Source organism: Streptomyces sp. NBC_01463, from assembly GCA_036227345.1.
Classification (GTDB): domain Bacteria; phylum Actinomycetota; class Actinomycetes; order Streptomycetales; family Streptomycetaceae; genus Streptomyces.
In genome coordinates this window covers 8543433-8564662 of sequence record CP109468.1, presented here as the reverse complement: position 1 = coordinate 8564662, position 21230 = coordinate 8543433, and the positions used below count along the sequence as shown (strand labels likewise).

20 protein-coding genes are annotated in these 21230 nt (G+C 71.3%); 8 read left to right on the top strand and 12 right to left on the bottom strand.

The genetic code is table 11. The annotated features are described in order from the left end of the window. Window positions 1-74 precede the first annotated feature (74 nt). The 3 genes from OG521_37615 (at window position 75) to OG521_37605 (ending at window position 2371) form a co-directional block, all read left to right on the top strand. Window positions 75-1091 (top strand): helix-turn-helix domain-containing protein, encoded by a 1017-nt coding sequence (locus tag OG521_37615; protein ID WUW26179.1) that lies wholly within the window; start codon window positions 75-77, stop codon window positions 1089-1091. A gap of 72 nt (window positions 1092-1163) precedes the next feature. Next, window positions 1164-1442, top strand: coding sequence for a hypothetical protein (locus tag OG521_37610; GenBank protein WUW26178.1), 279 nt, complete (start codon window positions 1164-1166; stop codon window positions 1440-1442). Between the two features lie 365 nt (window positions 1443-1807). Further along, window positions 1808-2371 carry a hypothetical protein gene (locus OG521_37605; GenBank protein ID WUW26177.1) on the top strand — a complete coding sequence of 188 codons (564 nt, stop codon included), beginning with the start codon at window positions 1808-1810 and terminating at the stop codon, window positions 2369-2371. A 115-nt stretch (window positions 2372-2486) separates the two neighbouring features. Here the strand turns inward: OG521_37605 and OG521_37600 are convergent, their stop codons facing one another. The 3 genes from OG521_37600 to OG521_37590 all read right to left on the bottom strand — a co-directional run bounded on the left by OG521_37600 (window position 2487) and on the right by OG521_37590 (window position 5758). Continuing rightward, window positions 2487-3728, bottom strand: coding sequence for a lanthionine synthetase C family protein (locus OG521_37600; GenBank protein WUW26176.1), 1242 nt, complete (start codon window positions 3726-3728; stop codon window positions 2487-2489). A 157-nt stretch (window positions 3729-3885) separates the two neighbouring features. Beyond that, the gene (locus OG521_37595; GenBank protein WUW26175.1) at window positions 3886-4539 is read right to left on the bottom strand and encodes a hypothetical protein; all 654 of its coding nucleotides are present in this window, start codon (window positions 4537-4539) and stop codon (window positions 3886-3888) included. Window positions 4540-4870: 331 nt separating this feature from the next. Next, on the bottom strand, window positions 4871-5758 hold the full coding sequence (locus OG521_37590) for a helix-turn-helix domain-containing protein (GenBank protein WUW26174.1): 888 nt from the start codon (window positions 5756-5758) through the stop codon (window positions 4871-4873). Between the two features lie 76 nt (window positions 5759-5834). Between OG521_37590 and OG521_37585 the strand changes: the two genes are divergently transcribed. Both OG521_37585 and OG521_37580 read left to right on the top strand, forming a co-directional pair. Further along, window positions 5835-6692: an alpha/beta hydrolase gene (locus OG521_37585; GenBank protein WUW26173.1), complete on the top strand. Its 858-nt coding sequence runs from the start codon at window positions 5835-5837 to the stop codon at window positions 6690-6692. Between the two features lie 18 nt (window positions 6693-6710). Next, window positions 6711-7934, top strand: a complete 1224-nt coding sequence (locus tag OG521_37580; GenBank protein WUW26172.1) for an FAD-dependent oxidoreductase — start codon at window positions 6711-6713, stop codon at window positions 7932-7934. 99 nt (window positions 7935-8033) lie between these two features. On the opposite strand, the gene OG521_37575 is transcribed toward OG521_37580, so the two are convergent. Beyond that, the gene (locus tag OG521_37575) at window positions 8034-8600 is read right to left on the bottom strand and encodes a TetR/AcrR family transcriptional regulator C-terminal domain-containing protein (protein WUW26171.1); all 567 of its coding nucleotides are present in this window, start codon (window positions 8598-8600) and stop codon (window positions 8034-8036) included. A gap of 95 nt (window positions 8601-8695) precedes the next feature. Here OG521_37575 and OG521_37570 point away from each other — a divergent pair, with 95 nt between their 5' ends. Next, entirely contained in the window at window positions 8696-9925 is a 1230-nt protein-coding gene (locus OG521_37570) for an FAD-dependent monooxygenase (GenBank protein WUW26170.1), read from the top strand. A 103-nt stretch (window positions 9926-10028) separates the two neighbouring features. Here the strand turns inward: OG521_37570 and OG521_37565 are convergent, their stop codons facing one another. The 3 genes from OG521_37565 to OG521_37555 form a co-directional block, all read right to left on the bottom strand. Beyond that, on the bottom strand, window positions 10029-10589 hold the full coding sequence (locus OG521_37565; protein WUW26169.1) for a cysteine hydrolase: 561 nt from the start codon (window positions 10587-10589) through the stop codon (window positions 10029-10031). 203 nt (window positions 10590-10792) lie between these two features. Then, complete coding sequence (locus tag OG521_37560) at window positions 10793-12001, bottom strand: alpha/beta hydrolase (protein ID WUW26168.1); 1209 nt, start codon at window positions 11999-12001, stop codon at window positions 10793-10795. Window positions 12002-12228: 227 nt separating this feature from the next. Beyond that, on the bottom strand, window positions 12229-12861 hold the full coding sequence (locus tag OG521_37555; GenBank protein WUW26167.1) for a TetR/AcrR family transcriptional regulator: 633 nt from the start codon (window positions 12859-12861) through the stop codon (window positions 12229-12231). A gap of 94 nt (window positions 12862-12955) precedes the next feature. On the opposite strand from OG521_37555, the gene OG521_37550 reads away from it, so the two are divergent. After that, window positions 12956-14113, top strand: coding sequence for a beta-lactamase family protein (locus tag OG521_37550; protein WUW26166.1), 1158 nt, complete (start codon window positions 12956-12958; stop codon window positions 14111-14113). Window positions 14114-14251: 138 nt separating this feature from the next. Here the strand turns inward: OG521_37550 and OG521_37545 are convergent, their stop codons facing one another. The 5 genes from OG521_37545 to OG521_37525 all read right to left on the bottom strand — a co-directional run bounded on the left by OG521_37545 (window position 14252) and on the right by OG521_37525 (window position 20423). After that, the gene (locus OG521_37545) at window positions 14252-14839 is read right to left on the bottom strand and encodes a histidine phosphatase family protein (protein WUW26165.1); all 588 of its coding nucleotides are present in this window, start codon (window positions 14837-14839) and stop codon (window positions 14252-14254) included. 53 nt (window positions 14840-14892) lie between these two features. Continuing rightward, complete coding sequence (locus OG521_37540) at window positions 14893-15945, bottom strand: DUF4073 domain-containing protein (GenBank protein ID WUW26164.1); 1053 nt, start codon at window positions 15943-15945, stop codon at window positions 14893-14895. Between the two features lie 175 nt (window positions 15946-16120). Next, window positions 16121-18655: an FtsX-like permease family protein gene (locus OG521_37535; protein ID WUW26163.1), complete on the bottom strand. Its 2535-nt coding sequence runs from the start codon at window positions 18653-18655 to the stop codon at window positions 16121-16123. Beyond that, complete coding sequence (locus OG521_37530) at window positions 18652-19482, bottom strand: ABC transporter ATP-binding protein (protein WUW26162.1); 831 nt, start codon at window positions 19480-19482, stop codon at window positions 18652-18654. The genes OG521_37535 and OG521_37530 overlap by 4 nt, the downstream gene beginning before the upstream one ends. Before the next feature lie 116 nt (window positions 19483-19598). Continuing rightward, entirely contained in the window at window positions 19599-20423 is an 825-nt protein-coding gene (locus tag OG521_37525) for an SDR family oxidoreductase (protein WUW26161.1), read from the bottom strand. A 224-nt stretch (window positions 20424-20647) separates the two neighbouring features. On the opposite strand from OG521_37525, the gene OG521_37520 reads away from it, so the two are divergent. Beyond that, a complete protein-coding gene (locus OG521_37520) occupies window positions 20648-21229 on the top strand; it encodes a TetR/AcrR family transcriptional regulator (GenBank protein WUW26160.1) in 582 nt (193 codons plus the stop codon). The last annotated feature ends 1 nt before the right edge of the window (window position 21230 follow it).

Here is a 21230-nt window from a genome sequence, read left to right as displayed (position 1 = left end):
GGAAGCGGCAGTGGTCATGGGCTTCAGCACAGCTTCGGCCCTGAGTGAGCGGAATGGATTTACCCTGGGGCTTAATGATTCGCTTCCGTCTCGGTGTGGCCGACCTCGCGGCGACCTCGTTCGCCTACTCGCCGTTGCAGGAGACCGTCCTCAGCCTGCGGATGTGGACGGGGCACGCGTGGCGCTTCCCCGCTCTGCGCGAGACCTTCGCCGGCCTCCGTCCGGACTTCGAGCATCTCGATCACGTGCTGCTCACCTCGCTGGTGGCCCGTCGGCGGTACTGGGTGCCCGACTTCCTCACGCCCCGGCCGGCCACCTCGGCACCCGACATCGGCCGGGAGTTCGCCGAGCTGCGCGCCACCGACCCGGCTCTGGTGCGGGCGGGTCTGGAGCAGACGTTCCTGCCGCTGGGCGAACCGGTCCCGGCCAGGCTGGCCGACGCCTGGGACGACCCGGCACGCCTGCTCGCCGACATCGCCGACGCCCTGGAGGAGTACTGGGCCTCGTGCCTGCGCCCCACCTGGTGGCCGCGGGCGAGGGCGGTGCTGGAGGCCGACATCGGCCACCGTGCCCGCGTACTGGCCGAGGGCGGCGCGAACGCCCTGCTCACCGGCATCAGCACCCGGCTCTCCTGGGCCGAGAACATGCTCACCATCCGGCGCGACGGCCCCTGGCCCTCGCCTCCGACCGAGATCCCCATCGACGGACGACGCCTGCTGCTGACCCCCAGCTGCTTCGCCGACGGCGTGTCCACCATGCTCAGCTCACGGGCGCTGCCCCATATCGTCTACGGCGCGCGGGGACTGGCCACCCTCACCGAGCGCCCGGCAGCGCCCGCTGCCCGAGCGCTGGAACGGCTCCTGGGCGCGCCACGCGCGCGTCTGCTGACCATGCTGGCCGAGCCCGCCTCCACCACGGAACTCGCCCACCGCCTGGGTGTCACCCCGGCCGCCGTCAGCCAGCACCTGTCCGTCCTGCACGCGGCTCGGCTCCTGGAGCGGACCCGCCACGGACGCCACGTCCGCTACCGGCACAGCTCGCTCGGCGCCGCCCTGTGCGCACCGCACCTCGGCCACGGCTCCGACCACTGAGCCCGGACCATCGGGCGGGCCTGTCGGACGCTGCGGTTGCTGCGCGGTGAGCGGGGCGCGACCGTGGTGGTTATGACGAGTCGGTACGAGGGCGACGCGGTGCTGATGGCTGGGCGCCTGCAGATCCCGGTGGAAGCGCACCTGGTCACGGTGGACCCGGACGGGTGGCGCGGCAGCCTGCGCGGTGTTCCGACCAGCCGGGTGTTCGACCTCCACGACAGTGACGTGCTCCGCCTCAGCATGCCGGACGGACAGGTGCGGCAGGTCCATATGGAGCAGGCCAGTCATGCGCATGAGAGCGAGTTCACCGTTGTGCCCGTGTCGGGTGACGGGCCGCCTCCCTTTTCGTAGGGCGTCCCTCCGCGGGTTCGGCCACCGGCACACCCGCGTCGACACCTTCGAATCGGCCCGAACACCTGTGTGTCGCGGGCGGCACATCCGTACCCATGCACGAGGGACGAACACCTCGCGCCCGTCGCGAAGTCCTTCACCGACATGTCCCCGTGAAGAGGCCGCGCAGTGGGTGCGAAGGAATCGTCGGCGCGCAACGAGCCGAGTAGGGTGTTGCCTTCAACCTGCGCAGCACCGGCGTACCAGCCTCCCTCCGCCATGGAAACGTGCCCGGTCGGCCGTTCTTCACCGTTCACACATATCGGCGAGCACCATCGCGGTGGGTACCATGCGCAGCACCGTCCAACACGAAGGAGTGCCCGGTTGTGACCAGCCAATCAGCTGCCACGCTCCGATCGCGGTATGCGGAACAAGCCGCGACGGACCTGGAGGACAACCGTCGTCTCCAGCAGGAACTGGCCGAGAAGATCAAGGTGTTGAAGCAGGAGGAAATCCTCCTGACGGGCATCATGAACCTTGCCGAGCGGCACGAGGGCCCGTCGTCGGCCCCGCCCGCCGCGCCCGAGCAGGTCCAGGGCGAGCCCGTCCCCGCGCAGCGGAAGCAAGGAACCGAGGGCACCGCCGCCGACAAGCCGTCCCGGCCCTCCGCCCCGGTCAAGAAGTCCCCGGCCAAGAGCACCGCGAGCAAGCCCGCGAAGGCCAAGTCCCCTCAGCCTCTGCTGGGAGACGTGCTTCTGGATCTGCTCCGGACGTACAACGAGCCGCGTCTCGCGAAGGAACTGCGTGACGAACTGCTGGAGAAGCACCCGGACCGCACCCCGACACCGCAGGTCGTGCGCAACACCCTTGAGGCGCTCGTCGCCAAGGGGCGCATCCGGCGCCACAAGCAGCAGCGGTCGGTGATGTACTCCCCCCTCGAGTCCTCCTGAGGCCTGACGGGAGTTCGGCCGCCGCGCCCGGGGTCATGGAGGCCGGCGTCTCCATGCCCCCGGCCGGGGAGTGCGGATGACGGTCCGGGCCCAGGAACCCGTGTGGTGCACTCGCTCAGGCAGTGGGCGGTTGGTCCGGGAAGGGAACCGCGTAGCGCGGGTCCCGGCCCGAGGTCGTGCGGGCGTACCGCAGGAGCTCGCGGATGATGCCCGCGTTGCCCATGGCCCAGCCGGTGGCCGGGTCGAGGTCACTGGGGGTTTCGCGGTGTTCGGCGTTGGACCAGCACGTTCCGTCGGCGTCGGTCCTGGCGCGGGCCGCCAGATCGGCAACAAGTACCCGGGCGAACGCGTGGCCGTCGCCGCATTCGGCCTGTCGGTCGCAGGCGAGGGCGAGGACGCCCGCGGTGCCGCAGCAGCGGCCGTTGTTGTCCCAGAATCCGGGACGGGTCCGTTGCGGGATACCGGAGTTGACGAGTGTGTGCCAGCAGCGGTCCACGAGGGCGGGCCACGTGGGGTCGTCGGGCAGGATGCGGCTCAGCAGGCGGAACGCCTGGGCGTCACCCGCCGTACCGTGACACCAGCCGTAGCTGTGGCGTTCGATCTTCTCGTGTTGCTGTTGCGGGTCGGAGTGCGCGACGAGGAAGCCGTCCGGGCCTGCCTCGTTGCGGGAGATGACGTCAGCGGCGCCCGCCGACGCGAGTTCGACGAGGTCGGGGCGGTCGGCGGCCCGTCCGACCGCGGCGAGCGCGTAGACGATACCGAGGGTGCCGTGCGACATGTGGTGCATGCGCGGAGCCACACCGGTGCGGATCTCCCACTGGACTCCGCCGGCGGTGGTTTCGGCGGTGGCCGGGTAGCGGTCGACGGCCAGGCCGGCGAGATCGAGATCCCCGCACTCCAGCGCGGCGAGCGCGATACCGGCGTTGCCTGCGATCAGTTCGAAGCAGTCGTTCCACCCTGCGCCGTCGTAGCGGGACCGCAGGAGGTCCAGAGCCCGGTCGGCGGCCGCCCCCGCCTCGGTGTCACCGAGCACGCGGTGCACACCCCGCAGGGCCACGGCCATTCCGGCCACCCCCGTGTGGAGGCCGCTGTGTCCCCACCCGTCGACCGCGTCCGCGACGCTGCGTGCACCGCGCACGGCCGCGTCCGCGTACCGGTCGTCCGCGAAGTGCGACCAGGCGTCGAGGAGGGCGGTCAGCACGCCCGAAGTCCCGTTGTACAGAATGGGCGTCGTCTGCTCGGCGGTGAGCGTGTCCGGCCAGGCCAAGCCGCCGTCGACGTCCCGCGCGGCCTTCAGCAGCCAGTCGAGGGCGCCGACGGCGAGCGATTCCGCGTTGTCCGTCGCACTGGTGGTCATCGCCCCAGCGTTCCACAGAGTCGGCGTCCCCCACGAGCCCCGGAGCAGGTCAACTCCTCATGGCGTCGCCGACTCCTGCACAGGACGCACCGGTTGAGGCGGACCGCGCGGATCAGCACGTGCCGGGGACGGCCGGGCTCCGCCCCCGCGACCGGGTTCAGCGCAGCAGCGCCGCGCGCAGGGTGATGGCGTGCCGCGTACGCAGCCGCCGCAGCTCCCACATCGCCACGGCGGTGACGGTCAGCGGGGCCCCGAGGACGAAGGCCACCCGCACGCCCGTCGACACACCGTCGTACGCACCCCGGAACACGTCGAAGAGGGCGACCTCCCACACGAGCAGGGTCGCGAGCAGCGGTGGCACCGTCTCGTGAAGATCCGCCGTCCTGAACACGTGCACGAGTGACTGCGCGATGCCGTAGAGAGCGAAGGGGGCGAGCCACAGGAGGAAGGCGCCCAGGGCGAACAGCAGTACCACCCGCCCTGCCGAAGCAGTCCAGTCCGTGTTCTCGCCCACGTATCCCAGCCCCGTGACCAGTCGTGGCGAGGCGAGCGTGACGACCAGCGCGAGCAGTGCCCCGACGGGCTTGCCCACACGGCGCAGGAACAGGCGCCGGTTCGGCGGGCGGGCCGCCATGACGAACGCGGCGACGGCGACCGGGAACGTGACTCCGAGCGCGATGAGCGTGGTCCGGATCTGGCCGAAGCGGTCGTCCATCACGTCGTCGGCGTCGGCCGCCGGCCCGTAGGACAACAGCATCCACGTGACGGCGATCAGGCCGACGACCGACCGCAGGACCTGGATCCTCTTCACCGCCGGATCGTGCACCCGGTCCGGCCGGGACGGTGTGAACACCGCACGCCCGACCGCGATCGGGTTGAAGAGTCGTCCGAAGGTCAGCCGGCGCGCCGGACCCGGAGGCCACGGACCCGCCGGCGGCACGGGTGGCACGCCTGCACCCGGCGGTGGTCCTCCGCCGTACGGATTCAACGGTGCCCCGCCGCCGCTCATCCCCCGCGTCCTTCCTGTTGCCGTCGCCGCGGACAGTGTCCGTGCGGCACAGCGACTGATTCACCTCAGCAGTTGCGCTACAGCTGTATGTTGACAGCCTTTCGGCGGCCGAGGTGGAAGGAACCCAGAGTTCCTACGACGCGACGAACCGCGATCCGCCATCGTCCGGAGAGGCGGGGCCCGGCCCTGTGCCGCGGCTCGGCCAGGCCATGTCGTCCACGGCGAGGAACCGCTCGCCGGCCACCGCGGCGGGGGTCGCCCCGGTGAACGCCATGACGTCGCGGTGCAGGTGGGACTGATCGGCGTAGCCGGCGTCCACCGCGACGTATGCCGCGGCCTCACCCGCGACCAGGCGGTGGGCGGCGTGGTCGAAGCGGACCAGGGTCATGGCGCGCTTGGGCCGCAGACCGAGTTGCGAACGGAACCGCGACCACAGGCGCTTGCGGCTCCAGCCGACCTCGGCCGCGAGCCCGTCGACGCGGACCCGTCCCCGGCTGCCGATGATCCGGTGCCAGGCCCAGGCCACCTCCGGGTCCACCTGCGGCCCCGCCTCGTACCGGCGGGCGAGCAGCGCTTCCGTCAGTGCGAAGCGCTCCTGCCAGGACGCGACATCGCCCAGTTGCCCGCGGATCCGGGACGCCTCGCGGCCCCACAGGTCACCCAGGGAGACGGCGGCGCCGTCGAGAGAGGCGGGGGACTCGCCCAGAACCGCGCGTGCGATCACCGGGGACAGGCGCACCTGCACGCACTCGACGTCCTTTCCCCACGCCCGGACCGCGCCTCCGGACCCGAGCCCGGGCCCGGCCACCATGCTTCCCCGCTGCTGCCACCCGGCGGCGCAGTCAAGGACGGGCGAGCCGGCGCCGAAGTCCAGGAGCAGTGTCACGGCCGGGTGCGGAACCATCCGGAGTTCGTTCAGGTCATGGGCGCGGAACCCGGCCATGGTGAGACCGGCCACCCTGCTCGGAATGCGGGGACATGCGACATCCCACGTAGCCTCACCGTGCCTGAAGGTCTGCACCGTTCCATGCTACGCGAGCCGGCCGACGGGACATTTGTCCAATCCGCGGGCGGGTGCGGGCAACGACAGTGCATCCATGACTGCTTCGGACAACGCACCGCATGCGAACGGCTCCACCGGAGCCACCGGGAGTTCGATCCTCTCCCTCGACGACGGCGGCCTCCACGTGTGCCAGGACGGCCCTCCCGACGCCCCCGCGCTCCTGCTCATCCACGGCTCCGCGTCCTCGGCCCGCTCGTGGGACGCGCTGGTGCCGATGCTGGCCGGATCCCACCGCGTCATCCGGATCGACCTGCTCGGACACGGCCGGTCGGCCAAGCCCGCCGACCGCAGTTACGCACTGGCCGACCAGGCGCGCCGGGCCGGCATCGCACTCGACAGCCTCGGCGTCGAACGCGCCCTGGTCGTCGGTCATTCCAGCGGCGGTGTGGTCGCCACCGCTCTCGCCGAACAGCGGCCGGCCCTGGTGACCGCGCTCGCGCTCGTCAACACCGGGCCCGGCCTGGACGCCTTCATCGCACCGCAGTCCGGCGGGGCGGGGCTGACCCAATGGCCGCCGACCGACGAGCAGATCCGGGAGTTCGCGAGCACCGGCTTCAGCCGGGCGGGGTACCGGTTCCCCGACGAGCTCCTGGACGAGGTGCGCTGCATGACCCTCCACACCCTCACCGCAACGATGCAGGGCACCCGCGACTACCTGGAACAGCAGGCGCTGCCGGGCCGGCTGGCGGTCCTCGCCAAGCCGCTGCTGGTTCTCTTCGGCGAGGACGACCGCAGGTGGAGATCCTCGTCGGCCAACGACTACCTCACCGTTCCTGGGGCGGAGGTCGAATTGCTGCCGGGTCTCGGGCACTCGCCCATACTCGAGGATCCGCCGCGCACCGCCGCCTCCCTGCTGAGGTTCGCCGCCCTCCACTCCGTACCGGTGAACTGAACGACGAGGAGGGGTGTCATGCGGATTCTCGTCTCCGGCGCAGGCGTCGCCGGTCCGGTACTGGCGTACTGGCTCACCCGGCACGGCTTCTCGGTCACCGTCGTCGAGCGCGCTCCGAGTCCGCGCAGGACCGGCGGCCACGCGGTCGACCTGTTCCGGCCCGCGATGGACGTCTCGGAGAAGATGGGTGTGCTGCCGCTCGTCGAGGAGCGGGCCACCGGCACACGGCGGATGACTGTTCACCGCGAGGGCGTACGACGTCCCGTCCGGGTGGACCTCTCCAGAATCTTCGGTGCCGCCTCCGACCGGCACGTCGAGATCATGCGCGACGACCTGAGCGAGATCTACTACGACGCCGCGCGCGATGACGTCGAGTACCTCTTCGACGAGTCGGTCACCGGGATCTCGCCCGACGGCGAGGTGCGGTTCGAGCACGGGGCGCCGCGCCGCTTCGATCTCGTCGTCGGCGCGGACGGTCTGCACTCCAACGTGCGTCGTCTCGCCTTCGGCGACGAGTCCCGCTACAGCACCTTCACGGGGGCCTACCTCGGCGTTCTGGCCCTGCCGAACGCCTCGGGACTCGACGGCGAGCTCCACATGCACGTCGGTGTGGGCCGCACGGCCGGCATGTACGGCGCGCGGCACCTCGACGACGCGCGCGCGTTGTTCCTGTTCCGGAGCGAGCATGAGCCGGCCTGCCACCACCACGACGTGCCCCGGCAGAAGCAGCTGCTGCGGCGTGCGTTCGACGGCCTGCACCCGGACGTGGACGGGTGGCTGGACGAGCTCGACCGGACTCCGGCGTTCTACTTCGACTCGATCACGCAGCTCCGCATGGACTCGTGGTCGCGGGGGCGGGTGACGCTCGTCGGCGACGCGGGCTACTGCCCGGGCCCGGCCGTCGGCGGCAGCACCAGCGTCGCGGTCGTCGGGGCCTATGTCCTCGCCGGGGAACTGGCGCGGGCGGGTGGTGACCACGAGCGCGCCTTCCCCGCCTACGAGCGCGCCATGGCGGAGTACGTACACGGCAGCCGAGCGGCCGCGCTCAGTGCGGCCAGGACGCTGATCCCCACCTCACGCCTCGGCGTGCACGGGCTGGCGCAGGGTGCGCGCCTGGTCGCCGCCCTGCCCGCAGGGCCCGGCCGCGCGCTCCTCCGTGTCGCCACCAGGACCGCACGCGTGCACGACTCGGTGACCGTCGACGACTACCCGCCGTCGCCCACCGCCCCACGGGCCCGGTGACCGTTGTCGCGTACGCCGGGGCCGGGCGCCGCGCGCCGTTCACTCATGCACGGGCCCCTGGGCGCGGCGTGTCCCGCCCCCGGCTCCGTACGCGTGCCGCTACACCCCGACGCGTTGCGCCAAGCCGTCCACGATGAGGGCCAGCCCGGCCTCGAACGCCGACTCGTTGTCGATCTCCGGGACGACCGGGTGGTCCGCGTCGGCGGCGGGGCCGGTGCCGGCCTGTTCCTCCAGGACGCTGCCCACGGTGTAGCGGCCCGCGGCCAGCATCGCCATCTGGGCCTCCCTTTCGGGCAGACCGGAGGCGAGCAGGAAGTCCATCTTCCGTGCGACCCGGTCGAGGTCCGCCCCGCCGGGCATGCTCCCGGCGTGGAGCCGTGCGCCGTCCCGGCGCAGCAGCAGGGTTCGCCGGAAGCTGCGCGTGTTCTCCAGGAACCAGTCCCGCCAGTTCTCGCCGGGCCGCGGCAGCGGAACACTCGCATGCGGCGCCATGGCGGCCTCGGCCATGGCGCTGAGCAGCTCTTTCTTGTTCCGGAAGTGGTAATAGAGCGACGGCTGCTCGACACCCAGCCGCTTGGCCAGCTGCCGGGTGCTGACAGCGTCCAGACCGGCCTCGTCGAGCAGGTCGAGCGCCTCGCCGACCACGATCTCTCGGTTCACCTTCACGTTGACAACCTATCGCTGATAGACGACGCTGTACATTCACCTATCACCGATAGAAAGTGGGTGGCGGCATGACACGGGAAGCGGGAACGCCCTCCTTGAAGGTCCTTGTGTGCGGCGGTGGGGTCGCGGGACAGGCCCTGGCCTACTGGCTCGCCCGGGGCGGCCACCGGGTGACCGTGGCCGAGCGCTTCCCGGCGCTGCGGGACACGGGCGCGCAGGTGGACCTACGGGGCCAGGGCATCGACGCCGTCGAGCGGATGGGACTCCTCGACACGGTCAGGGACAAGCTCGTGGACGAAGCCGGCGTCGCCTTCGTGAACGCGCGCGGCAAGGCGCGGGCGACCATCATGGCCAACACCTCCGGCCGGGGCCGGCAGAGCCTGACATCCGAGTACGAGATCATGCGCGGCGATCTGGTGCGCATCCTCCACGAAGCGGCCAAGGACGACGTGAACCACCTCTTCGGCGTCGCTGCCGAGCGCTTCGAGCAGGACGAGCGGAAGGTCGTGGCCCACTTCTCGGACGGCTCGTCCGGCGAGTACGACCTTCTGGTCGGCGCGGACGGCCAGGGCTCGCGCATGCGCCGGACCGTCCTGCCGGACGACTCCCCCGATCCGTACTGGCGGGTGGGCATGCACATGGCCTACTGGTTCGTCCCGCGCATCGCGTCGGACACCGATATCCGGGACACCTACAACGCCCCCGGCGGCCGCATGATCATGCGCCGGAGCCACAACCCGACCGAGACACAGGTGTACTTCGTGCTGCGCGAGGAGTCCGAGGAGGCGACGGCGGTCCACCGGGAACCGGTCGAACGCCAGAAGGAGTTCTGGGCCGACAGGTTCCGCGACGCGGGATGGCAGACCGGGCGGTTCCTCGAAGGCATGCGGACCACCGGCAGCTTCTACTCCCAGGAGGTCGTGCAGGTACGCACCGACACCTGGTCCAAGGGCCGCGCGGTGCTGGTCGGCGATGCCGCCCACTGCGCCTCTCCCTTCAGCGGCATGGGGATCTCGGGCGGGCTGACCGGTGCGTACGTCCTGGCCGGCGAGATCAACCGGTGCCCGCACGACCTGCCTCAGGCCCTGGCGAACTACGACACCGTCCTGCGGCCGTTCGTCGACGAGATCCAGGCCGAGGTGAAACCGCACCTCCTGCGCGTGGGCATGCCCATGAGCCGGCTGGCCATCGACGCCTTCCACTCCGTCACGGCACTGGCCTGCTTCCTGCGCGTCCCCGGTCTCATCGCACGGTTCTCCAGGGAGGACCGGGGCGGCAGCTGGCGGCTTCCGGACTACCCGGAACTCCGGCTCGGCGCTGCCTGACCCGGCGACCCAGCAGGGCCCCATACGAAGGACCGGCACCCGCGGCCGAGAAATGCCGCACGTCAAGACGTCGGAGTGTCAAGGCGTCGGGCGGGTCAAGGTGTCAGGCCGTGCCGCCGAGGACGACGTCCTTGGCCTCGACCGCCCCGGCCGTCCGCCCCGGTGCCGCCTGGTAGTTCCAGTACAGGTTCGTGTGCGCGATGACCTGGTCCACCGGGGGCGCGCCCCATGCCGTCTTGTCGCCGGCCGTGTGGGCGTCACTGACCAGCGTCACGTCGTACCCCCGGGTGAACGCGCCGTGGAGTGTCGAGCGGATGCACGCGTCGGTCTCCGCACCCACGACCACGAGCCGCCCCACTCCGAGTCCCGACAGCACGGTCTCCAGTGTGGTGTCCTCGAAGGAGTCCCCGTAGTTCTTCTCGACGAGCGGATCGCCGTCCTCCGGCGCGAGCTCCGGAACGATCCGCCAGTCGTCGCTCCCTCGTGTCAGCCCCTCGTCGGAATGCTGGACCCAGACGACCGGGACCCCTTCCCTGCGCGCCCGCTCCACGAGGCCCGCCACGTTCGCGACGACGACATCGCGCTGGTGGGCCCCTTCGACGACGCCGTTCTGCACGTCGATGACGAGAAGCGCGGAGTTCGGCCGGTTCTCCAGTGTGGTCATGCTCTTCCCCTATCACGCTGATCCTGTACCCCTCGCAATCTAGCCCGCCGCACTGACAACGACCCTGTGGCGGGTCGGCGAAGGGCCGCCGGCCGCATCTCTTCGCGGTCGGCGGCCCCGGTCGGCGCATGAACGGGATCAGGCACGGATCAACGCGGATCAGGCACAGATGAGGCACCGGTCAGACGGAGACCAGGCACGAATCAGCTCGGGAGCCGATCCATGATCCAGGTGCACAGCTCCTCGGTGATGGCCGTATGCGCACTGGTCGTGGAGGAACAGCGGAAGTCGTCCAACTCGCTCTCGTCCGGAGCGAGATCGTCGATGTTCACATACAGGTCGTCCTGCTTGTCGATGTCGCGAACGGCGACCGCGCTGACCGTGGGGACGAAGCACACCTCCTCCTGCCGCAGGTCCGTCTTGGCGCCGAGCTTCCTCATCGTGTCGGCGAGGATCTTGTACGTGTGCAGGGTGCCGCCCGGCGCACCGTCCAGTTCCGGGAAGGCGTCGGTCGTGACGGTCCTCTCGGCCTTGGGGAACCTGCGGTTCAGATAGGCCGCCGTCACGTCGTCGCCCCGGGCCTGGGCGTAGAAGGTGGTGCCCGGGTAGATCCGGTCGATGCGAAGGGTGACCTCGCCCGGCTCCACGTCCGGCAGTCCGAGCCCGTCGGACCGGCCGTTGGCCACGGCGATCTTCATCGGGATCTGCGGCCAGCCACCGACCCGGTCCAGAGCGGCCAGGAATTCCGTGCGCTCCGGGGCGACGCCGATCTTCTCGGTGTCCTTGTCGTAGTGCTGCCAGAGCATCTGACGCGCGGCCGGGCTGTCCATCTGCTTCGCGAAGGCGTTGGGGAACGGGATGAAGTGCGAGAACGCCTGCACGCCGACCGGGATGGAAGCGCCTCGGTGCGGGCTGTCGTAGGAGAAGTACAGTCCGGTCCGGTGGTCCATCCGCTGCGTTTCGAGACGGGCGAGCGCGTAACGGGTGACGATGCCGCCCATGCTGAACCCGCCGACGGCCAGGCGGGCGTCGCCCACCTGCTCGGCGATGGCCCGCATGATGGCGGCTTCGGCCGCGCGCGCGTTGTCCAGGATCGACGCACTGCGCTCCTCGAAACCGAGGAGGATCACGTCCCGGCCGCGTCGGCGCAGTTCGCTGATGAAGGGGAAGTCGCCGCCCTCCAGCCCGTGATAGAGCACATCGAGCTTGCTCCGGCCCAGATTGAAGCCGTCGGCCATGATCACGGGCCGGACGAGGCCGCCGTGGTTGCCCTCGCCCGGGAAGACCCAGGCGAAGCCGTTGGGCAGGGGCCATTCAGCGTGGTCCGGCACCTCGATCGGTGCGGCGGGCTCGGTGGCCGGCAGGCCGCCGAGGGTGAACGAACCGACGTTGGGCTCGGTCGTCTCGGACAAGGTCGTACTCCTTCGGAAGGGCGGGCGAGACAACGCCATCATGGGGGACGATCCGGGCACATCGCCCTTCTGAGCTGCGGGGTTCACCTCATGTGATGGAGCGGGCACAAGATTGTTTACGACAGCCCTCGGCGGCCTGCGCTCGTCGCGGGGCGCGGTCACAGCCACGCCCGTTCCCAACCCTTGCGAGTTGTCAGGACGTTGCTAACCGAGTTGTCGGGACGTAGCTAGCCGAGTTGGCCGTGTCGGCAGGTTCCGGTGAACACGCGGCCGAGTTGGTCGTCCAAAGCGGCCACGATCGCCGGTTCCGGTGTGCCGTCGGGGTCGATGTGCGCGTGCAGGGCGAGCCCTTCGGCGAACGCAACGATGCGCAGGGCCCGGTCAGCGGCGTCGACCCCCTGGGCGACCTCGCCGCAGACCGTGCCGTTGCCGATGGCCCGGGCGACGCGTGAGCGGATACCCATGAGCGTCTCCCTCTGGACGGCGGCCAGGCGGGCGCTGTGTGCGGCCTGGTCAGCAAAGGCGAGTCGGACCAGGAACTCGGCGCGGCGGGCTTCGTCGAGCGGCATGAACTCGGCCAGTGCCTGCCGCAGCATCTCGGCGATGGTCAGGCCCTCGGCCTCGCCTCGGCTCACCAGCTCGTCCACGCGCGCGGTGAACCGCCCGTTGACCCGGGTGAACGTGGCCAGCAGCATCTCGTCCTTGGCCGTGAAGTAGTGCTGCACCAGGCCCACGGACATGCCTGCTTCCGCGGCGGTCCGCGCAACGGTCACGGCGGTGAGGCCGTGGCGCACGACCAGGCGTTGGACGGCGTCGGTGATCTGCCCTTGCCGGGCGTCATGGTCGGAAACTCTCGGCACGTGAGGACGGTACCGCGTGCTATAACCGTACGTCTATATTGCTACCGGGGAGGAACCTCTGATGATCCGACTGCACTCAACCCGGCTGTTAGGCATGGGACTTGCCCTCGCTCTCCTGCTGCCACCCGGCGTGGCCACCGCGAGCCGGGCCAGTGACGGACTGGCGGCCGGCAGCCGCCGCGACCCGGCCCTGCAGGAACTGGCCGATCAGGTGGCGGCCGGCCCGAACCCCAACCCGGGCGCCTTCCTGTTCACCCGGCGTGGCCCGGACGACCGCTTCGGCGCGGCCGGTCTGGCCGACCGGTCCACCGGGAAGCCGATGGCACCGGACCTGAGGTTCCGCACCGGGAGCGTCACAAAGACGTTCACCGCGACGGTCGTCCTGCAACTCGTCGCCGAGCACCGGTTGCGACTCGACGACACCGTGCAGAGCCTGTTGCCCGAACAGGTCCGCACCGACAACGCGCTGTCCGGTGCGCCCATCACCGTCCGCCAGCTGCTCAACCACACGAGCGGGCTGTACGACTACATCGACGGGCTGCTTCCCCACTTCCGCAGCCTCGACCAGTACTGGCCCCGTGACCAGCTGATCGGCATCGGCCTCGCCCGGCCCCGGTACTTCCCGGCCCCCGGCACGCGGTTCCGCTACTCCAACACCAACTACCTGCTGCTCGACCTGATCGTCGAACGGATCACCGACCGCGACCTGCGCACCAACCTCGAACGCCGCGTCTTCGCCCCCCTCGGGCTGCGCGACACGTCGTACCCGCTGACCCGGACCACGATCGACGGCAACCACGTCCACGGCTACGCGGACGTCTCGCTCCTCCTTCCGGACGCACCGGACCCCACCCGGTTCGACGTCACCGCGCTCAGCCCGTCGGAGGCCGGCGCGTCGGGCGCCCTCGTCACGACCGCGGCCGACATCGCACGCTTCTACCGGGCCCTGCTGCAGGGACGTCTGCTGCCTCCGGACGTGCTTCGCAGGATGCTCACCGACACGGTCCCCACGACCGGCAGCGCCCCGCCCGCCGTCGCCTACGGCCTGGGCATCTACGTCTACGCCACCAGCTGCGGCCGCGCGTACGGCCACGGCGGCAGCGCACTCGGATATCTGACCTTCGCCCTCAACAGCCGCGACGGGAACGACCAACTCGTCGCCCACACCAACTGGAACCCGTTCTCCGACACCGGGATCGACGAGGACTTCTGGGCCGCCTTCCAGCAGGGCTACTGCGCAAGTGCCGGGTAGCTCCCGCCGGCGCCGGATGGCCGTCAGGACACATTTCGCCCGGAGATCCGCAGGCCACCCGCTTCGGGTGTGCGCATCTTCGGGCGGTCCGGTCGCGGTCACCGGCCGTGTGCCCGACCTGCCGGTCGCCTCCTCCCACTACGGCATGTTCCAGGCGGCAAGGACGGGCTGCGCGTCCTCGGTGGCCAGGAAGGCGAGCGTGCCCGGATGCGGATGGCCGAGCAGGCGGCCTGCGGACGCGTCGAGACCGAGCCAGCGCACGGTGAGCAGGCGCGCCAGATGACCGTGCGCGACGACGGCGACATCGCCGTCGTCCAGCAGCGGACGGATCCGGTCCAGTACCGCGTCCACCCGTGCCGACACCTGCCGGAGCTGCTCGCCGGGATGCTCGGCGTCGCCGGGAACGACGCCGTCCCGCCAGAGGTCCCAGTCCGGACGCGACTCCCGGATCTGCGCCGCCGTCAGCCCCTCGTAGCCGCCGTAGTCCCACTCCGTCAGGTCCTGATCGGGCCTGACACCGGTCAGGCCGGCCAACTCCGCCGTCCGCAACGCGCGGTTCAGCGGGCTGCTGAACACGGCCACCAGGTCGTGTCGCGCGAGCCTCGGCGCGAGCGCCCTCGCCATGGCCTCACCGGCATCGGTCAGCGGAACGTCGGTACGCCCGGCGTGCCGGCCCGACACGCTCCATTCGGTCTGACCGTGCCTGATCACCATCAGTGCGCCCATGGCCGCGCACGATACCCCGCCATGGAACGGTCGGACCGTGGGGTGCCCGCCCCTCAGCCAGTTGTGTGCAGCGGAACCGTGAGCTGCTTGAGCCAGGTGCCCGTGGTGAAGTCGCGGGCCTTGATGACGACCGCACGGGGGCCGACCTCGATCTGGAGCCCCTGGTTGAAGGCGCCGCTCACCGAGACCTCGCCGCCCTTGCCGTCGTCCGTCCAGCCCGCCTGGACCGCTGCGGTGTTCACCACGGTGAAGCCTTCGAGGTTGCCGGTGCCGGGGACGACCCTGCGTACCACCCAGTCGGACAGGTTGAGGTCCCAGTGGGTGTGGCCGGAGAAGAGGAACACGTCCTTGTGGCGGCCGAGGATCGAGAGGAGCCGGTCCGGCTGGAGGTAGTCGCTCATGTAGAGCTTGTTGTGCGTGCCCGACACCGTGTTGGGCAGCGGGTGATGGGTCATGACCATCACCGGCTTGCGTCGTCGCGCCCAGTGGGCGAGCCGGTCCTCCAGCCAGGCGAACTGCGCGTCGCTGATCCACACCTCGTCCCACAACTTCGCGTCGTGGTAGTGCGCGTAGCGCTCGGTGCCGAGGCTCAGGACCGGAATGCCGCCGAACGACGTCTCCGAGTAGACCTTGTTCCGGCCCGCGAAGTTGTAGAAGCTGCGGAAGAGGGAGTCCTCGGTGGTGCCGTTGGGCCAGGTGTCCTGGGCGAGCGTGTTCGGGTCGCGGTACTTCGGGACGTAGAACTCGTGGTTGCCGATGGCCCACGCGACGTTCCTGGGGTGCTGGTGCTGTCCGAGGGTGCGGCGGACGTCCGCGTACTCGAAGTCGTAGCCGCGGGGCGTGATGTCGCCCGCGATGCCAAGCCCGGCACTGCCGGGATTGATGCGGCGCAGGTCGTCGAGGGCTCTGCCGAAGTCGGTCAGGTCGCCCTGGATGTCGCTGATGATGTTGAACCGCACCGTGCTGTCCCCGCTGCCGTGGCCGCGCCTGTCGTCCAGCGGGGCGGCCGAGGCCGACGCGTCCGTCAGGGCTGCGCCGACGGTGAGGGCCCCGCCCGCGAGCACGGTGGCGCGGCCCGTCGTGGACATGAACGATCTGCGATCCATCGGTAGTACTTCCTTCGTCGTGCGGCCCCGGTACGGGGATGGGACGGGAGAAGCGTTTCCGATCCTGGTGACCTCCCGGCGTAGCGGAGGTGGCCGCGGACTGAAGTCCAAGGGCGCTCACCCCGGCAGGGGGCGGGCGGCGGTGTGATGCCGGCTCCCGCCCCCTGTCCATGCGCTACGACCGGCGGCGCAGCGCCGCACGGGCCGGCAGCGTGACCGCGAGCAGGGCCAGTCCCCCGGCGGCGGCCACGAAGGCTCCGTACAGCAGCGGGGGCACGTACGGTCCTTCGCCTGTCATGCCGCGCATCATGGGGACCAGCGTGGCCGCGGCGATCGCGGAGCCGAGGACCACGCCCACCAGGGAGACCAGCAGGCCCTCCCAGCGCAGCATCCGCAGCACCTGGCGCCGGGTGGCGCCGACGAGTCGCAGCGTGCCCAGTTCGCGGCGGCGGTCGAGAACGGTCATCACCAGTGTGTTGACGGCGGCGACTGCGGCGAAGCCGCCGAGGACCGCGGCCATGGTGGTGTTGGACCAGGCGCCCAGCTTCGCGTCGAGGTTCTGCTCGGTGGCGTAGCCGGAGGCGTCGGTGACCTCGCCCAGGGCGGCGAGCGACTTCGCCGTGCCGCCGCGCACCAGCAGCGTGCTGTCGAAGCCCGAGGTGACGTGCCCGGTCAGGGCGGCCCGGTCCATGGTCACCGTCGCCAGACCGAGGCCGCGGCCGTAGACGGCGACGATTTCGGGGCGGGCCTCGGTGCCGTCGGGCAGGTAGAGCGGGAGCCGGTCGCCGACGCCGGCGCCCGCGGAGGTCGCCAGGGTCGTGTCGATGGCGATGCGGTCCCGTCCTAGCCGGTCGAGGCCGCCCTCGCGTACGTCCAGGTCCTGCACCTTCGCGAGCTCGGCGCCGGATCCGGTGACGCCCTGGGTCGCCGCGCCCTGCAGCGACTTGAACTCACCGGAGCCGACGGGCACCAGCACCTGAGTGGTCAGCAGGCCGACGGCCGCGTCCACGCCCGGCGCGCGGGCGGCGCGCGCCACGGAGTCCACCGGGAGCCCGGCCGGGTCGGTCACCACGTGGTCCGCGGTGATACCGGCGCGCAGTTGCTCGTCGGCGATGTGGGTCTCGCTCGTGTGCATGAAGACGAGGGTCGACGCGAAGGCCATGGCGAGCACGATCGGGGTGATCGCGGAGGCGAGGCGGCGGGAGTTGGTACGGGAGTTGGCGACCGCCAGCGCGCCCGCCGCGCCCGCGCCGCGCAGCGGGAGGCCGAAGAGGCCCGCGCACAGCCGCGCCACCAGCGGGCCGAGCAGTGCGACGGCGAGCATGAAGAGCATGACGACGCCGAGGGCCGCCCCTGCCGCGTCGTCCCCGGTGGAGCGGGCGGCGACACCGGTGAGGATCGCGCCGCCGACGAGGGCGACGAGGCCCAGCGCGGTACGGATCACGCCCGGCCGCAGCCGCTCCACCGACGCCTCGGTGAGCGCCTGCCCCGGCTTGATCCTCGCGGGCCTGCGCCCTGCCGCCCATCCGGCGCCGAGCGCGGTGAGCAGCCCGGCCCCGACCGCGGCGACCAGCGGGATCCAGGAGACGTGCATCCGGACCGCCTCCGGGATCGCCCCGCGGTCCTGCAACTGCCCGAACCACCAGTGCGCGAGCCCGATGCCGGGCAGGCAGCCGACGATCCCGGCGAGGGGCGCGATGAGCAGCGCCTCCGAGGCCACCGCGCGGCGGATCTGTCGCGGCGTGGCACCCACGGCACGCAGCAGCGCGAATTCGCGGGCCCGCTGGGAGACGGACAGCGCCACGGTCCCGGCCGCGGTGAAGACCGCGACGATGGCGGCGATGCCGCCGAAGGAGCCGCCGATCCCGAAGAGCGTCTGCTTGGCGTAGCCGAGGCCCGGGTCCTCGATCGCGCCACGGTCGTCACCGGTGTGCACCTGGGCGCCGAAGCCGGCCAGGACCTTCTCCACGGAACCCGCGAGGGCGTCGGTATCGGTGCCGCCGTCGGCCCGCACGGCGATGGCGTCCGCCTTGCCGGGGTGGCCGGCGAGCGTGGGGGCCTGGGCGTCGGTGAACCAGGCAAGGGCGCCGGTGCTCCGGGCGGTGTCGCCGGGGCCGGTCCTGGCGATGCCCGCGACGCGGAAGTCCTGCCGCCCGGCGAGGGTGTGCAGCGCGACGGTGTCCCCGACGGCGGCCTTCGCCGTGCGGGCCGTGCCGGAGTCGAGCACGACTTCCCCGGCGCGGGGCGCGGAGCCGGTGGTCAGCGCGCTGCCGGTGAAGACGTGCGAGCCCCATCCGTGCCCGGTGAGCGCACCGCCGGGCACGGGAAGTCCGGGGGTGCCGGAGCCCACGCTGTCGTGCGCCGGGCGCACGGGGAAGGTGAAGTCCGCGACGGCGGCGGCCACGCCCGGCACCCGGGCGGCCCTCGCGGCCAGCCCGGCGTCCACCCGTGCGGTGTCCGGCAGCGGGACCGCCTCCTCCTCGCGGTCCTCGCCGCTGCCCGTGCCGATGTACTTGTACTGGTCCGCCGCCACGACGACCGGCGCGTCGGCGTACCGCTCCGCCGGCACCGACGCCCGCAGACCGGTTTCGAGCAGGATGCCGCAGGCCGTGACGATGAGCGCGGACATCAGCAGGGCGACGAAGGTCCCCGCGAACGATGCGGGCCTGGAGCGGACGGCCGCGCGGGCGAGTCCGTTGGGAAGCATCATGCCGCGGCACCCGCCATCGTGCCCGTGCGGGAGGCAGGGGCGGTGAACGCCCTCATCCGTGCCGCGATCTGCTCCGCCGATCCACGCTCCAGTCCGCCGGCGAAGGTGCCGTCGGCGAGGAACAGCACGCGGTCGGCCCAGGTGGCGGCCGCCGGGTCGTGGGTGACCATGACGACGGTGGCCCCGAGGGTGTCGACGGCGTGCCGGAGCAGGCCGAGCACCTCGGCCGCGGTGCCGGAATCGAGGGCGCCGGTGGGCTCGTCGGCGAACACCACGTCGGGGCCGGTGACCAGGGCGCGGGCCACGGCGACACGCTGCTGCTGGCCGCCGGACAGCTCGCCGGGGCGGCGCCGCGCCTTGTCGGCGAGTCCGACCTGCGCGAGCATCGAGGCCGCCAGACGGCGGTCCTGACGGCGGCCCGCGAGACGCATGGGCAGCAGCACGTTCTGCTCCACGGTCAGCGACGGCAGCAGGTTGAAGGACTGGAACACGAAGCCGAGGCGGCTGCGGCGCAGCTCGGTGAGCTGGTTCTCGCTCATGCCGGTGATCTCCGTGCCGCCGAGGCACACGGATCCGGACGAGGGCCGGTCGAGACCGGCGGCGCACTGCAGGAACGTGGACTTGCCGGACCCCGACGGCCCCATGACCGCGGTGAACGTGCCGCGCGGGAGAGCGAGATCGATGCCCGCCAGGGCGTGCACGGAGCCCGCGCCGCGGCCGTACTGCCGTCGGACACCGCGCAGTTCGACGGCCTGACCGGGTGTGGGGCCCCCGGCCGCCTCCGCCCGGTCGTCCGCCTTCTGCCGCCTTCCGCTGCGTACCCTCATGTTCCGCCCTCTCGCGATCTTCTCGTGCCGACCGGACGGAGTGTGCGTGGACGGCCGCGCGCCTGGCGTCATACCCGGGAGCCAATATGAGGGTGCTACCGCGGTAGGGGGAGGACCTACGCCGCGTGCTCCTTCGGCTTTGTGGCGCCGGGGGCGCCCCCGGGGCCCAGGACTTTCCGGGTGACGCGTTCGGCGAGGGCGGTGACCAGGGTGCGCGGCCGGCGCGGCAGCAGGTGCGCGGACAGGGCGTTGCCGAGTCCGGGCGTGACGTAGCCGCGGTCGCGGTCGAGGGCGCGCAGGGCGGCGCGTACCACGGGCTCCGGCGTGGTGAACGAGCCGTTGACGGCCGCCTTGCGGGTGCCGATGGCGTCGAAGAACGGGGTGTCGACCGGGCCGGGGCACAGGATGAGCACGCGTATGCCGCGTCCGCGGTACTCCTGGCGCAGGGCGAGCCCGAAGTTCAGCACGAAGGTCTTGCTCGCGCTGTAGACGGCGAAGTACGGGGACGGCTGGAAGGCCGCGGTGGAGGCGACGTTCACGACCGCGCCGCTGCCGCGCTCCAGCATGTCCGGGAGCAGGGCGTGGGTGAGGTCGACGAGCGCGACGACGTTGACCATGAGCTGGTCGTGGTCACGGTCCGGCGCGATGTCCTCGAAACGGCCGCAGGTGCCGAACCCGGCGTTGTTGACCAGCAGGTCGACGCTCAGCTCCAGGGCGGCGAGTCGGTCGGTGATGTGCCGGGCCGCGTCGGGCTCGGCGAGGTCCTGGACCAGGACATGGGCGCGGATGCCGTGCTCCGCGGCGAGACGATCGGCGAGGGCGGTGAGCTTGTCCCCGGAACGCGCCACCAGGATCAGATCGTGCCCGCGGGCGGCGAGTTGCGCGGCGAACTCCGCGCCGAGTCCGGATGAGGCACCGGTGACGAGCGCTGCGGTGTGCATGGGAGATCTCCTTCATTCGACGAGCTACGGACCACGAGTGCGAACCACGAACACGAACCACGAACGGCGAATCTCGAACGGCGAGCGGCGAACTGCGAATCACGAGCAACTGAGACATGAGAGTACTCACTTCTCCAGCAAGTGCAACAGCACTGATGCAGTTCACCCGAACTTGACTCACCGATGTATCGTTTTGAAGGTCACGCGGATGAGAGGGAGGCGCCATGAGCGAACCGGCGGCACGGCCGTTGCGGGCGGACGCGGAGCGCAGTGTGCGCGCGATCCTGGAGGCGGCCGAACGCGTGCTCTCCGCGGACCCCGGCGCATCGATGGAGCAGATCGCGACCGCGGCAGGCGTGGCCAGGACGACGATCCACCGGCGGTTCACCCACCGGCAGGCGCTGATCGACGCCCTGGCCTCGTCGGCCGCCCGCCAGCTCGCCCAGGCCGTGGAGGACGGCAGGCCGGACACCGCCCCGCCGATGGTGGCACTGCACCGGATCACGGCCAACGTGCTCGAGGTGAAGAGCGCCTGGGCCTTCGCCCTGGGACTGCCGGCCGCCCCCGACAGCGAAGCCACGGCACTCCATCAGGACATCGCCCGCCGTTGCCTCACCGTGCTGGAACGGGCCAGGGCGGACAGGCTCATCGACGAGGCGGCCGACCTCACCTGGGTACGGCGGTTCTACTACGCACTTCTCGGGGAATCCCTGAACGGGAACCCGGACGACGCCGGCGTCGACACCGACACGCTCGCCGCCCGCATCATCGAGACCCTGCTGCACGGCGCCGGACCGCGCCCCTGAG

Bases quoted from the DNA above. Each gene is read 5' to 3' on its own strand.
- OG521_37610 (WUW26178.1), top strand. From the start codon at position 1,164: ATGACGAGTCGGTACGAGGGCGACGCGGTGCTGATGGCTGGGCGCCTG.
- OG521_37600 (WUW26176.1), bottom strand. From the start codon at position 3,728: ATGACCACCAGTGCGACGGACAACGCGGAATCGCTCGCCGTCGGCGCC.
- OG521_37520 (WUW26160.1), top strand. From the start codon at position 20,648: ATGAGCGAACCGGCGGCACGGCCGTTGCGGGCGGACGCGGAGCGCAGT.
- OG521_37565 (WUW26169.1), bottom strand. From the start codon at position 10,589: ATGACCACACTGGAGAACCGGCCGAACTCCGCGCTTCTCGTCATCGAC.
- OG521_37550 (WUW26166.1), top strand. From the start codon at position 12,956: ATGGGACTTGCCCTCGCTCTCCTGCTGCCACCCGGCGTGGCCACCGCG.
- OG521_37540 (WUW26164.1), bottom strand. From the start codon at position 15,945: ATGGATCGCAGATCGTTCATGTCCACGACGGGCCGCGCCACCGTGCTC.
- OG521_37545 (WUW26165.1), bottom strand. From the start codon at position 14,839: ATGGGCGCACTGATGGTGATCAGGCACGGTCAGACCGAATGGAGCGTG.
- OG521_37525 (WUW26161.1), bottom strand. From the start codon at position 20,423: ATGCACACCGCAGCGCTCGTCACCGGTGCCTCATCCGGACTCGGCGCG.
- OG521_37530 (WUW26162.1), bottom strand. From the start codon at position 19,482: ATGAGGGTACGCAGCGGAAGGCGGCAGAAGGCGGACGACCGGGCGGAG.
- OG521_37615 (WUW26179.1), top strand. From the start codon at position 75: ATGATTCGCTTCCGTCTCGGTGTGGCCGACCTCGCGGCGACCTCGTTC.
- OG521_37580 (WUW26172.1), top strand. From the start codon at position 6,711: ATGCGGATTCTCGTCTCCGGCGCAGGCGTCGCCGGTCCGGTACTGGCG.
- OG521_37535 (WUW26163.1), bottom strand. From the start codon at position 18,655: ATGATGCTTCCCAACGGACTCGCCCGCGCGGCCGTCCGCTCCAGGCCC.
- OG521_37585 (WUW26173.1), top strand. From the start codon at position 5,835: ATGACTGCTTCGGACAACGCACCGCATGCGAACGGCTCCACCGGAGCC.